The organism is Streptomyces sp. NPDC014991, from assembly GCF_043080665.1.
In the GTDB taxonomy this organism is placed as follows: Bacteria; Actinomycetota; Actinomycetes; order Streptomycetales; family Streptomycetaceae; genus Streptomyces.
Map to the genome: position 1 here is coordinate 30,767 of NZ_JBIBVY010000019.1, position 12,428 is coordinate 43,194.

A 12,428-nucleotide genomic window follows, 5' to 3' on the forward strand; every position below is an offset into this window, starting at 1 on the left:
AGCCGCCTTCCAGCGAGGCGAACAGGGGCACGACCCGCTCCCCGAGCCGGGACAGGGTCTCGGCGTCGGCATCCCGGGGTCGAACGCGACCAAGGTCGTGGTCAGCCCCCCTCCCCCCAACCAGGAAGGAGTCAGGTCACCGCCGGTCCTTACGGGGTGTCGATGCCGAACTAATCTTCGGGCCATGGCCTTACGACCTGACGAGTTTTACGACCACGCGCTTACCGCTGCGGATGGTGAGCGTCGGCTCCCGCTCGCGCGCATGACACGGTGGGATGTCAGCCCGTTCGAACAGGACGGCTTGCGCGTCGCGCCGCTGCGCCCTCCGGTTCTGCCCGAGCCTCCGCGACACGGCGAGGACCCCTCGAACTGCGAGGCGTGCCGTGACCGAGGCGATGGGATCTGGTGCAACGACAATTGGCGGCTCACCCGGATCACGGGAGTCGGTGTGCCGCTGGTGCTCATGCTGTATCCGCGTGAGCACTATGACATGGCTGACCTGCCCGACGAGCTGGCAGCCGAGCTAGGGGTCCTGTCCACTCACATCGTCCGCCACGTGCAGGGCTTGCCCCACATTTCGCGAGCCCACGTCTACCGCATCGGAGATGGAGGCGCACACCTGCACATCTGGTTCTTCGCCCGGCCCGAGGGACAGACCCAGCTGCGCGGAACATGGATGCCCGTTTGGGACGACCTGCTGCCGGAATACCCAGCAGATGTTGCAGAGGCAGATGCGGCGATCGTGGCAGACGCATTGGTCGCCTCCGTCGGAGGTCGTCGCTCGGCTGCCGGCGAGTCGCGGCACGACTGATCACTGGCCTCAGTTCCGTGAAGGTAGCCGGCCCCCGACGCGGCCCGCACCGTGGCGGCACGCATCCTGCACCGGATGCCGCCTGTCGGGGAAGTCGCCCGACGCCTCACCGGTGCTGGGCGAGGTGATCGATGACGTGCTGCACCACCCCATCCGAGCTCGTCATGAACGTGACCATGGCGCGCGGCCTGCCGGGCGCCGTGGCGCGGGCGGCCATCCACTCCATGGGCCACGTCGGCGGCAGCTCCGCGCAGGCTGGCGTGGGAATCGAGCGGACGGAGTCGGGGCGGCAGGCTCACGCAGCGGCTCCCGCTTCGAAGGGAGTCCCGCACGACCCGGTGCCCCGCCAGAGCTCCAGCCCGGCGCCGAGGCTCACCCCTGGTCCACGACCACCGAGACAACGGCGCCGGAGCACAATCGAGTTGTGCGCGCCGATTCAGGGAAGAGGATTATGTGTCGCCGGCCCGGACAGCCAGGGCAGCACTCCAGGCGAAGACACATGAGGGGCGCGCCCCCGTCCCGAGCGCAGGCAGGAGGCCGTCAGTGAGCGTCGTTCCCGAAGGCCGCGACTGGACCCGTATGAGGCGGGCCGACTTCGACGACTGCGCCCCGCTCGACCTGGTCGACGCGGAGGACGCGGCCCTGGGCCGGCCCGTGCCCGCCGTGCCCGACGCGTGCGGGACCCAGGCGCTGTTCGGCAAGGCCCCGGAGTCGCCGCGTCCCCGCCGCACCCGCACACCGGCCTCTGCTCCGACCGAGGACACCGACCCCTTGTTCTGAAACCTGGGGCGCCCCTTCAGCACACCGCCAGGGCGTGAGCGATCTGCGCACCCTGATGCGTCGACGAGGGGCGTGTACGGTCGGGGTGCGGATTATGTACGGCTCGGGTGCGGTGTGGGGGTCGGGGGCGGTCAGGTGCCTCGCGACCGGACACACGGCCAGCACGCAGGTCCCGCAGGCTGGTCGCGCCCTCGACCATGCACGCTTCAACGAACTACAGACGCGCAGCGCACGCAGGTCTTCGCCGCCGGGCGGACTACGAGGCGCCCCGTCGGGATCGGCTCACCACACTGCTCACAGCGCCCGTAGTCGCCTCTCTCCAATCGCTCCAGAGCGTGATCGAGATCATGCAGATGCTCACGCGCCAGGGACAGCAGAGCAGCGACGTGCGCCCGCTCGAAGGCCGTGCTCGCCCCCTCCGGGTCGTGCTCGTCGTCAATGGCCACCAGAGCGTTCGCCTCGACGATCCCTTCGAACTCACGGCTCAGGGCGGATATCTGCTGCAGCGTGCCGACGCGGTCGGCCGCCAGCACCGCACGTATAGCCTCGGTCGGAGGTACGGAAAAGGCCGCATTGCTGGATGGATCGCTCATAAGGAAGGAAACCCATCTGCCTCGGGTCCGATTCCCGGGAGCCGGGAATGACGGCGCGGTGCGCGGTGTTGTGCAGTGTGTGGTGGTGAAGGGGACAGTGTCCCCGGGCCTCACCTCTTGCCTGTCGGGACGATCGTTCGGCTGAAGCCCGGCAGTGCCTTTCGCCGCGTAGGCGACCGCCCTTCACGACCACACCCCTCTTTTCCGCTGCGGCCCCGGACCGGCATTTCTTCGCGGTGCCCGCGCCGTGCCTCATCGGCCGGATGGGTCGAGTCGCTCTTGCGGACCGACCCTACGCTGGATGCATGGCCGCCCATCCCTTACTCAGACAAGGCCCCGACTCGACGTATCTGGTCCTGCGCGGCGGCTCGCCGGCCGGGTCGGCACGGATCGCGCTGACCTCGGCGGGGCCGGCGCTGTTCACTCCGCTCGTCCTGGTCGTGCCGACCCTGCTCGTCGCCTTCTGGATGGCGCTGGCCGGGGCGCAGGCGTCGACCGTGTTCGTGGCGGTGAGGGTGATCGCCGGGCTCGAGTACCTGCTCGGCTGGCCGGCGGTGGCCTTTTCGCAGGCCCGGCGCCTCCTGCGGGTGGAGTTCGCGCCGGCCGGGGTGCCCGCGTCCCTGCGGTTGGTCCGGACCGCCGGGCCGGACGACTGGCTGCGCGTCGACACCCTGCGCGGGGTGCGGCTGACGCACGAGGTGGTGGAGCCTTACGAGGGGGACCGCAAGCCGGCCGTCTCCACGCTCGTGCTGGAACTAGACCTGCGGGGCGGCCGGGAGCGGCTCGACCCGCTCCCGTTCGGCGGCGACCCGCAGCGGTTCGCCGACGCACTGTAGGCCCTGCTCGGTCCGGCCGGGGTCGTGGTGGAGCTGCGCACCGAGCGCAGCACGCGCCATCGGCCGCTGTCCAACTCCGGCTGAGCCTCCGGCGGTTCGGCTTCGGTCGGCTCGGCCGGCGGCTGACCCCGGGCTGCCCGTGGCGCTCCCCGGCCGGGGAGCGCCCGTCGATGCGGCCGGCGGCAGGCGGTGCGGGGCAGCCTGCCGCTGCTTGGGCGTGTTGAGCCGCCGGGTCGGCTCGGCCACGGCCAGGTCCCCCGCTACGGGTGGCGGGGGTAGCGGCCGCGGAGCTCGGCCCCGCGGCGCGGTAGTCCGCCCCGACTTCGTCCTGCTGGACGGCACGCTGGCCGAGTGCGATCGGCGGCAGGAGGCCGCGGAGCACGGTACCACCAGCCCGGATGCGGCCGCCTCTCGCACGTCCTCGCGCGCCACCCCGTCCATGTCCCGACCCCGGTCTTCGACGCGGCGGTGCCCGGCTCGTGGCTGGTCGACCTCTCCCACGTCGACCTGTCCCGGGTGAAGGTCGGCAAGCAGTGGCGCGACCTCGACGCCGCACTGCTGCCCAGCCCGTTCACACCGACCGGCCGGCACCCGACCGGTCCGGCCTGGTACGCCACCCCGACGGTCGCGTACGCCGTGGAGCTCGGCTACGACGTCGCACCCGTGGAGGCGTGGGTGCGCCGGGAGAGCGGCCGGTTCCTGGACGGCTGGTACAAGCGGCTGCGTGATGCCTACGTCGCCACCATGGCCGACCTCGGCGTCGCGGAGAAGCTGTCCCCGGCTGAGTTTCTGGCTACAGGAGCCGTGAATCCGGAGCTGGGGATCGTGGTGGACGCGATCAAGATGACCGTCAAGGGCGGCATCGGCAAGTTGCAGGAGAAGGCGCGCGGCGGCGGCTGGAAGCCGGGGCATGCCTGGCCCGCCCTCACCCGCCCGACGTGGCGGCCGGACATCCGCGCGACCGTCATCTCCCGGGCCCGGATCAACATGCACCGCAAGATGCTCGCCCTGGCGGCGGCCACCGGCCGTTACCCGGTCGTGGTCCTCTCGGACTGCGCCGTGTACGCGGCGGACGGGCCCAGCCCGTTGGACGTGCTGCCCTACGGCGCCGACGGCAAGACCGTGCCGGGCTCCTTCCGGCTGGGGGTCTCGCCCGGGATGGTCAAGCACGAGGGCACCCAGAGCCTTCTGTGGGGGGGCGGACGTGCTCGAGCAGCTCAGCGCCGACGGCCATGTCGCCAATCTCGCCCGCTACATCACGGCGAGGTCACCGCCAGGGACACCGGAGAGTAGGGAGCGTTGCGGGCGATGGTCACGATCGGGGAGGAACTCGACAAGGCGGTGCAGGGCGCGTTCATGCGCCCGATCCCGAAGTCCGCCGGGGCGCAGATGCGTTACCTGGTGAAACAGCACCGGCGCAGCACCCGGCGGGTGGCCGAGCTGCTCGGCATCAGCCAGCGCACCGTCGAACGCTATGTGAAGAACCAGATCAAAACCCCCCGCCCGGAGCTCGCCGACCGGCTCGAGCAGGAGGTCCGTGCGCGCTGGCAGCCGCGGGTCAGGGCCAGAGCGAAGCAGACCGCGGCCACACCGGCGGCATCATGATCGATGTCCAGGGCCGCTTCGGCTACACCGCCGCCCCCGGCAGCACCGACGACGCCCGCGTACGCCACCTCACCCTGGCCCTGCCCCCCGAGCACGCCGCCCGCCTCTTCCAGGCCCGTGAGGCCGGCCTCACCGAGGACCGGCTCCGACAGATCGCGGCGGAGGCCCTGGGTGAGGTCTACTTCCGCGACAAGGGCCGCCGCGCCCACGGCCTCGAAGTCGAGCTCACCGACCTGATCGACCTCGACTTCGAGCTGTAACCTAACCGGGCCCACGACAGACAGGCGCTACCTGCCTCGCCCGGCGCCGGCGACGCAGGTGGACATCGGCTGCCAGGCGAGCACGTCACGGTACGGGGGATGCTGCCCTCTGCGGGCACACGTCGGGGGGCCAATGGGGTACACCGCCCTGCACGCTGACTGGGGCCGGCTGGATGCGTCGCTGGACGATCTCGGGTGCGGCGGTGTGCGGGCCGACGGTCGGGGTCCTCCCTGCCGACGCGGGGGTGCTCCGGCGTGCGGGACGTCGCCAACCGCGACGAGCAGGTCCTCCCCGCCGACGCGGGAGTGCTCCGCCGTGGAAGTCGTGGCCCGTGCGGATCGAAGCCTTCGACACCGACGCCGCGGTAACCGCCACCGAGTTGTTGCGGTTCGGTCACTCGTGGGCCGCCGTCCACGCCATTCATGTCGCCCGCCCCACCGCCGCTCACCCCGGCGGCCGGTGCCTGCTCACCCTGACACCTAAGGCCTACGCGGCACCGGCGTCCAAGCCGTCCACACCGACCGTAGCCGCCAGCCACCCCGGCGGTAGACCGACACGATCCCCGATCTCTATGCCCACGGGGACGTCTTGGCCGCGGAGCTGCAGGCGTCCTTGCAGGGCCGGTCGCCCCGGCGGGACACCAGGAGTGTCCCGCCAGGCCCCGGTCGTCCTATGACACTGCCCCCCAGCGCTGAAAGGCCACAGGCCCAAACCAGCACTACTGAGTCTCACTACCACCGACACCGAACCGAGAGATCGCACCTTGATTCCTCACGCCTCGTCAAAGACCTCGAGCAGGCGCTCGTACGCCAGCTTCGGCCGCAGGGCCGCGTCCCACGGCAGGGAATCGGCCGTGCGCGGAGGATAGATCTTGGTGTCGGCGGTGGAACCATACCGGTCGGTGAATCCCCATGTGGAGAACGATGTGCAGTTCGGCTCCTCCAGGCAGACCCGCAGCTTGCCCGCCATCTCATCAGCCTGGGTCTGCCGCCCGTCCTCCTCGTCCTCACCTATGGGGACGTCCATCTCCGATACCCGCGCCTGAACGCCGAGCTTCGCCAGATCCCGCACATGGCTGCGGAAGGTCTCCGGGTCGATGCGGTCGCCGGGTGCGTACTCATGGTTCTGGAAACCCACGCCGTCGATCGGTACGCCGCGTTCCTTGAGCCGCTTGACCAGATCGTAAAGGGCGTCCCACCGCTCGCCTTCCTCCTCGATCCCGTACTCGTTGAGGAACAGCCGTGCCTTCGGATCGGCCCGGTGGGCGGCCCTGAACGCCTCGTCGATGTACTCCTCGCCCATGGCCTCGAACCACGGGCTCTGCTCGGAGCGCAGACCGAGATCCCCGTTGGTGTAGCTCTTCTCGTCGTCGGACATGGGCTCGTTGACCACATCCCATTCCGCGACCTTTCCCTTGAAGTGCCCGGCGACCATGGCGATGTGCCGGAGCATGGTCCGGCGCACCTCCTCGGGGTCGTCGTTCTCCCGCATCCAGTTGGGCAGAGCCTCGTGCCAGACGAGGGTGTGCGCGTGCACCTTCATGTCGTTTGCGCGGGCGAAGCGTACGAGTAGGTCCGCGTCGCGGAAGTCGTAGACGCCCCGGCGTGGGTGGAGGAACTGTGGCTTGAACGCGTTCTCCGGAGTGAGCATGGAGAACTGGTTCCCCGCGAGCGCCCGGTAGCGTGAGTCGGTGAGCAGCGGGTTCTCGGCTAGGGCGGCGCCGACGTCGAACGGCCGCCCCACGTCTGCGGCACGCGCACGCAGCGAGTCGTCGGACTGCTCCTGGCGTAGCTGCGGCGCCTTGATCACGCGGAGCGAGTCACCGCTCTCTGCCCGCGCGATCAACTGCGTCAGACGCCATCCCTCGCGGCGCTCGTCTTCGCCCGCGTCCGCCTCCAGACCGAACCAGACAGTGCCCTCGGCGAACACCCCCGGGTCCTGCACGGTTCCCAGCCGCCGCCCGTCGGCTTTCACGCGGAAGGTGTCACCGATGCTCGACACGGCGAGCGTCACCGTCCCGGAGCAGCCGCAGTCGAAATTCTTGGAGGTGGCCGGCTCATCGCCCTCGCCGTCCCATATCTGTACCTTCACTTGTCCGTCAGCGGTCACGCCGACGCGGAGTGAGGGCCGCTCCTGCCGCCACTCGTCGTAGATGACCGGTACCCGTCCGTACAGCCGCAGCCATGAGTCGCCGTCATCGTCACCCACACCGGACATGCGCGCGGTGACGGTGAAGTCGCCATCGGACCTAAGATGCGGGCCGGCCAGGTTCAGCGGGGGGTTGGGCTGGCCGCCGGAGGAGTCCTGCTCCACGATGTGCCGATCCAATGCGCTGACCCGCAGGATGCCGTTCCGCGCGGTGGTGCCCGGCATCTGCGTCCAGTCGTGGTTCCGCAGCAGGTCTTCGTCGTCTCCGCCGGCCGCGCCTTCGCCCTGCCCCGTACACCCGGCCGCCACCGCCATGACGAGCACCACGGCGGTCAGTCGCTGCCACGTCCCCCCACCAAGGTCCACGGCCCCTCCCACTCTCTTGTTCGAGACGGGATCAACGTCTCGAAACCGGGCCACAGTTCATCACACATGAGGTACGGCGGCCTTGTGTGGCACGTCCCAGCTCGTGTGGCGGAGCGGGCCCGGATCGTTGCGGCCTGCGTGGAAGGCGCATCAAACACGCGTGTCCCAGCGGACTTCAGGGTCTCCACGGAGACGGTACGCAAGTAGCACTCACGGTTCGCTGACCGGCGGATGGTGGGACTGGCGGGCGAGCCGCAGCCGGGCCGCCACAAGTCAGAACTGGTACTCAGCGAGGCCGAGTGTACGGAGTTGACGCGCTGGTCGTGACGTGCGAACACGCGGGATCGTCCGGGCGGTCATGCGACTTGCTCCGGTGCTGGGCGGGGCGGGGCACGGACTGGAGGCGCCGGGCGGGGGCCTCGATGAGCTGGCCAGCTGCCTGGTCGAGCCAGGAACGGAGCGCGGGGATGTCGCCGAGTCCGGCGGCGGTGAGTACTTGGCACGCCTCGTCGGTGGTGGCGATGCCGGGCAGGATCGTGGGCTGTCCGGGCGCCGGGCGGGCCCCGGTGGCGGCGGCCAGGTCCCGCAGGAACCAGACGGCACGGCCGTCCTCCTCCCCCTCGCCGAAGCCTGGGACTGCGGGGCCTCCACCTGGACGCCTGCGAAGCGCGAGGCCTACGCCACGACCTCGATGATCCCCGCGACCTGATCGCCGTCTCGGCCGCCTCCAACCGGTCCAAGGCCGACCGGGACTCCTCCCCGTGGCTGCCCCCGGCCACCGGTTACCGCTGCACCTACGTCACCGACTGGATCGCCGGCAAAACCCGCTGTGGCCGGACCATCGACACCCCGGAACAGACCGCACTGGCCGAGGTCCTCGTGCCCCGACACCCCGATCACCGTCACTCTCGCCCGGTAGAAACCCAGCGGCCTCCCGGTGGCCGGGTGACTACGCAGCTGGCCGCTGCAACGCGTGGAGGCGGCCGGGGCAAGTCGGCCCCGGCCCCCAGCATCGCCCCGGACGCGAAACAGCCGGGCGACGGGACCACGGGGACGCGTCCCGGCGACGGCGCAGGCACGCGGCGGACCGGGGACGTGACCGCGCCGCCGTCGGCAGGGGCCATCGCGGTGGAGGGTCAGCGGGGGCCGCGTTCCTGGATCTGGTTGGCCAGCCGCTGGTCGGGGCGGTGGGGACTCGCCGCAGATCTCTTCGGCTTTGAGACGTTCTACGGCTTCGCGCAGGGTGGCGGCCTGCGGTGGCCCGCGGCCAATTCAGCCGGGCGCGGTGGTGGGCGTGGACGATGTGGAAGTCCGTGTCGAGGGCCTGACGCATCCAGTGGCAGGTCCGCCGGCCGCCGGGGAGTTGACGGCGTCTCCCGCGGCGCCCTGCGACCTTCCGTGACGGCTCGCTCCGGCGCCCGGGGCTCCTGACGACCGTCACCGCCCGGTGGGTCAGGTGGTTGTCCCTTCGGTGCCAGGTGTGGGGCCGACCGCGACGGAGAAGTCGAGGACGAGGCCGTCGTCTCCGGCGTGTGCCGAGGTGAGCGTGACTCCGTGGGGCAGTGGGGTGACGGCCACGGTCCTCGGCCGCAGTTCGTCGCGGAGTGCGGAGGTGGCCGGCAGCCCGGCGAGGTCGTCGACGGCCACGGTGCGGCCGAGGACGCCGACCGTGGTGGGCGTGATGGTGAGGGCGTGCCCGGTGGTGGACAGGTGTGTTTGTACGGTGACCGGCAGGCCCAGGCGGCCGGCGCTTCCGGAGAGGATCAGGTCGCCGTCCTGGCCGCCGGCGGTCAGGGTGCCGCCCGTCGCGGCCAGGCGCCGGGTCACCTGGTCGTAGCCCACGGTGGCGGTCGCGGTGCCGCCGGCGCTGTCACCCCCGGTCGTCACGTCGTTGAGGTGGACGCGCAGGTCCAGCACGGTGTGCCGGCGGTGGACCCCTTTCGCGTGCACGTCGACGTCTCCCACCTCGCCGCCCAGGGTGCGCAGGCCGGCGAGGGGGGTGGTGAGGTCGGCGTGTACGGGGCCGTCCGGCCGTAGCCGGCGCGCGGCGCGGGCGGCGATGCGGTCCTCGGTGTGGTGCTCGACCAGGAAGTCGGTCGCGCCGGTGAGCAGGGCCAGGGACGCGGCGGTCGCGGCCAGGACGAGGCGGGTCTTTCCGCGCGGGTTCGGTTTCACGGGACCAGGGCTCCGGATCGGTCGGTGGATGGTCAGGCGTGCAGGCGCGGCAGGATCCGGTCGAGCGGGCGGGGTAGCCACCAGTTCGCCCGGCCGATGAGGAACATGGCGGAGGGCACCAGGATCAGGCGGACCACGGTGGCGTCGACCACCACGCTGATCGCCAGTCCCAGGGCGAGCATCTTCACGACGACGGTCGGTGAGGCGGTGAAGGACAGGAACACGGCGGTCATGATGAACGTGTCGGCGGAGATGACGCGGGCCGTCGCGGAGAGCCCCTCCCCCACTGCGAGCCGGTTGTCGCCCGTGCGGTGCCAGGCCTCGGCGATCCGGGACAGCAGGAAGATCTAGTAGTCCATGGACAGCCCGAAGACGATCGCGAACATCATCATCGGCACGTACGACTCGATGGGCACCGGCTCGGAGAGTCCCAGCAGTCGGTCGCCCCAGCCACACTGGAAGACCGCGACGAGCACGCCGTAGGACGCCGCCGTCGTGCACAGGTTGAGCACGACGGCCTTGAGCGCGATGAGCAGGCTGCGGAAGACCGTCATGAGCAGCAGGAAGGCGAGGACCAGGACGATGCCGATGACGATGGGCAGCCGGTGGCCGACGGTGTCCTTGAAGTCGGCCTGGCCGGCGACGGTGCCGGTGAGGTAGGCGGTGGCGCCGGTGTGGTGCAGCGCGTCGGGGAGGGTCCGTGCGGAGAGGGTGGTGACCAGGTCGCCGGTGGCGGCGTCCTGCGGGCCGGTGGTCGGGGTGAGCGTGATGACGAGGATGTTGCCGTCGGCGCTCGCTCGGAGGGAGGTGAAGGCGGCCACGCCGTGGGCGGTCGCGCCGTGGGCGGTCGCGAGGGCCGCGGTCACGTCGCTGGTGATCCGGTCGACGGGCGTCGTGGCGTCGCTCACGTCGACGACGGTGACGACGGGCCCGTTCGCCCCCACCCCGAAGCCCTGCCCGTCGGCTCGGGCGATCCAGTCGTAGGCGGTTCGGGTGCTGCTGCCGGGCCGGTCGGCGCCGGCGTCGACGTGGCCGAGGGGCATCGACAGCAGGCGCAGCGCGCACACGCCGAGGCCGGCGACGCCGGTGGTGAGGAACGTCCAGGGGCGCCGGGCGACGAGGTCCGCGTAGCGGTTGCGGCCGTCGCCGGCCGCCGTGCCCTCGGCGACCGGGCGGCGCAGCCTGAGCCGGTCGATGCGTCGGCCCACCAGGGCCAGGGCCGCCGGTACGAGGGTGAGCGCCGCGGCGGCGGTGACGACCACGGCGAGGGTGGCCGCGAGGCCGATCTTCCCGATGAAGGTCAGCCCGCAGGCGTAGAGGCTGAACAGGGCGACGGCCACGGTGAGAGCGGCGGCGAGGACGGCGCGTCCGCTGGTGTGCGCGGTGCGGGCGGCGGCGTCGACCGGGTCGCGCCCGTCGATGAGGTCCTGGCGGAAACGCGTCGTCAGGAACAGGGCGTAGTCGATGCCGACGCCCAGGCATGCCGGCGAGGGTGGTGGCCGAGGTCGCGAAGGAGACGGTGGAGTACGCGGTGCGTCCGTCGGCGCTGGTGACCGGCGTCACGTGGTTGACGGTGTAGCAGACCATGGACTCCTCCGGCGAGGCGGCGGGTGAGCCGGCCGGAGGAGGAGAGTCGTCCGCACCATGACCACTCCCGCCCTACGCCCCTCTGGACATGCCGGTCCTCGGGCTGGGCGGGATGAACTTGGCTTCGTCCCCGCGCTGCTGGAGGGCACGGCCACCGACGTGCGCTACGTGGAGCTGAAGGGGGCCGGCCACTACCTGTCCCAGAACGCCCCGCGGAACTGACCCGGGAACTGCTGGCGTTCTTCGGCTGAGACGGCGGCCAGGCCGGGCGCGGCTTCCGTGCGCCGGGCTCCCCCTTCACGCCTGCCAGTGGTGCTCGCGCAGGTAGTCCTCCAGCGACAGCGTCTGCGGACGGATCTCGCGCAGCCGGGTCACGTCGGCCTCGTAGCCAGCGGTCTCGAACCAGCGGTGCATCACGTACATCTCCTCCCCCTGCTGCTCCCGGAAGTCGTCCCAGGAGATGCGCCGCACCGCCACCGGCCACTGCACCACCCGGGCGAAGACCTCGGCGGACCGCGTCATCGACAGCTCGTCCCCCGCGAGGTCCACGGACCGCCCCGCCCACTGGTCGGGCCGGCTCATGGCCAGCAGGGTGAACGCGCCGATGTCCTCGACCCCGACCTGCTGCAACGGCCGCTCGGGCGACAGCGGCGTCACCAGTGAACCGTCCACGATCAGAGGGCGGGCACCCTCCCAGTTCTCCATCAGGAACACCGGCCGCAGCACGGTGAAAGGAAGTGGACTCCGCGCCAGGTGCTGCTCGATCTCGTACTTGCTGCCGAAGTGGGGGATGCCGGTGTTCCTGTCGGCGCTGCCCACGGAGCTGAACACGAAGTGCTCCACCCCGGCTTGCGCCGCGAGGTCCACCATGAGCCTGCCCTGGGCCACCTCTCCGCGTAGCCGGCGGTGAAGTACTGCGTCACACAGAAGACACGGTCCACGCCGGCCAGGGCCGCGCGCAGGGACGCGGCATCGTCCAGGTCCCCGGCCACCACCTGCGCGCCCTGATCCGCCAGCACACGGGCGGCCCGCTTGCCCGGGTGACGCGTCAGCGCACGCACCGGCCAGCCGGCCCGCAGCAGATGCCGGGCCACCGCGCCCCCTTGCTGACCCGTGGCTCCCACGACCAGCACCGCGCGGCCCCGCTCGTCCGCTTCCGACGTCATAACGGGCGACAGGGCGGCGGGGGGGTGCGGCCGCCCGCACCGACGGCCCGTGCCCCGCCACGCGGGCCACGTCCGCAGTCGGCCTTCCACTGACGTCCGA

The 12,428-nt window shown here is 71.3% G+C and carries 9 protein-coding genes and 4 pseudogenes; 7 read left to right on the forward strand and 6 right to left on the reverse strand.

Annotated elements, in window-relative coordinates:
* Window positions 1-184 precede the first annotated feature (184 nt).
* Both ACF1BE_RS26210 and ACF1BE_RS26215 read left to right on the forward strand, forming a co-directional pair.
* On the forward strand, window positions 185-811 hold the full coding sequence (locus tag ACF1BE_RS26210) for a hypothetical protein (protein ID WP_392201478.1): 627 nt from the start codon (window positions 185-187) through the stop codon (window positions 809-811).
* 543 nt (window positions 812-1,354) lie between these two features.
* Window positions 1,355-1,591 carry a hypothetical protein gene (locus ACF1BE_RS26215; RefSeq protein ID WP_392201479.1) on the forward strand — a complete coding sequence of 79 codons (237 nt, stop codon included), beginning with the start codon at window positions 1,355-1,357 and terminating at the stop codon, window positions 1,589-1,591.
* Between the two features lie 206 nt (window positions 1,592-1,797).
* Here ACF1BE_RS26215 and ACF1BE_RS26220 read toward each other — a convergent pair whose 3' ends face one another.
* On the reverse strand, window positions 1,798-2,184 hold the full coding sequence (locus tag ACF1BE_RS26220) for a TraR/DksA family transcriptional regulator (protein WP_392201480.1): 387 nt from the start codon (window positions 2,182-2,184) through the stop codon (window positions 1,798-1,800).
* Between the two features lie 305 nt (window positions 2,185-2,489).
* Here ACF1BE_RS26220 and ACF1BE_RS26225 point away from each other — a divergent pair, with 305 nt between their 5' ends.
* From ACF1BE_RS26225 to tpg, 3 genes and pseudogenes are all read left to right on the forward strand, one after another.
* The gene (locus ACF1BE_RS26225; RefSeq protein ID WP_392201481.1) at window positions 2,490-3,020 is read left to right on the forward strand and encodes a hypothetical protein; all 531 of its coding nucleotides are present in this window, start codon (window positions 2,490-2,492) and stop codon (window positions 3,018-3,020) included.
* Between the two features lie 351 nt (window positions 3,021-3,371).
* Window positions 3,372-4,313 carry a hypothetical protein gene (locus ACF1BE_RS26230; RefSeq protein WP_392201482.1) on the forward strand — a complete coding sequence of 314 codons (942 nt, stop codon included), beginning with the start codon at window positions 3,372-3,374 and terminating at the stop codon, window positions 4,311-4,313.
* Between the two features lie 15 nt (window positions 4,314-4,328).
* Window positions 4,329-4,885 (forward strand): annotated as a pseudogene (tpg, locus tag ACF1BE_RS26235) (telomere-protecting terminal protein Tpg).
* A 772-nt stretch (window positions 4,886-5,657) separates the two neighbouring features.
* On the opposite strand, the gene ACF1BE_RS26240 reads toward tpg, so the two are convergent.
* A complete protein-coding gene (locus tag ACF1BE_RS26240; RefSeq protein WP_392201483.1) occupies window positions 5,658-7,400 on the reverse strand; it encodes an endo-1,4-beta-xylanase in 1,743 nt (580 codons plus the stop codon).
* Window positions 7,401-8,010: 610 nt separating this feature from the next.
* Here ACF1BE_RS26240 and ACF1BE_RS26245 point away from each other — a divergent pair.
* Window positions 8,011-8,319 (forward strand): annotated as a pseudogene (locus ACF1BE_RS26245) (DUF1524 domain-containing protein); the annotation flags it as partial.
* Window positions 8,320-8,852: 533 nt separating this feature from the next.
* On the opposite strand, the gene ACF1BE_RS26250 reads toward ACF1BE_RS26245, so the two are convergent.
* A complete protein-coding gene (locus ACF1BE_RS26250) occupies window positions 8,853-9,575 on the reverse strand; it encodes a hypothetical protein (protein ID WP_392201484.1) in 723 nt (240 codons plus the stop codon).
* A 32-nt stretch (window positions 9,576-9,607) separates the two neighbouring features.
* Window positions 9,608-11,053, reverse strand: a pseudogene (locus ACF1BE_RS26255) (MMPL family transporter).
* Window positions 11,054-11,219: 166 nt separating this feature from the next.
* On the opposite strand from ACF1BE_RS26255, the gene ACF1BE_RS26260 reads away from it, so the two are divergent.
* Window positions 11,220-11,384: a hypothetical protein gene (locus ACF1BE_RS26260; protein ID WP_392201485.1), complete on the forward strand. Its 165-nt coding sequence runs from the start codon at window positions 11,220-11,222 to the stop codon at window positions 11,382-11,384.
* Window positions 11,385-11,459: 75 nt separating this feature from the next.
* Here ACF1BE_RS26260 and ACF1BE_RS26265 read toward each other — a convergent pair whose 3' ends face one another.
* Together ACF1BE_RS26265 and ACF1BE_RS26270 are read right to left on the reverse strand one after the other, a co-directional pair.
* The gene (locus ACF1BE_RS26265) at window positions 11,460-12,050 is read right to left on the reverse strand and encodes an NmrA family NAD(P)-binding protein (RefSeq protein WP_392201486.1); all 591 of its coding nucleotides are present in this window, start codon (window positions 12,048-12,050) and stop codon (window positions 11,460-11,462) included.
* Window positions 12,051-12,082: 32 nt separating this feature from the next.
* A pseudogene (locus ACF1BE_RS26270) lies at window positions 12,083-12,328 on the reverse strand (NmrA family NAD(P)-binding protein); the annotation flags it as partial.
* Between the last annotated feature and the right edge of the window lie 100 nt (window positions 12,329-12,428).

Excerpts from the sequence above, each read along its gene's own strand:
- ACF1BE_RS26210 (WP_392201478.1), top strand. The coding sequence starts at position 185 with ATGGCCTTACGACCTGACGAGTTTTACGACCACGCGCTTACCGCTGCG.
- ACF1BE_RS26225 (WP_392201481.1), top strand. The coding sequence starts at position 2,490 with ATGGCCGCCCATCCCTTACTCAGACAAGGCCCCGACTCGACGTATCTG.
- ACF1BE_RS26260 (WP_392201485.1), top strand. The coding sequence starts at position 11,220 with ATGACCACTCCCGCCCTACGCCCCTCTGGACATGCCGGTCCTCGGGCT.
- ACF1BE_RS26220 (WP_392201480.1), bottom strand. The coding sequence starts at position 2,184 with ATGAGCGATCCATCCAGCAATGCGGCCTTTTCCGTACCTCCGACCGAG.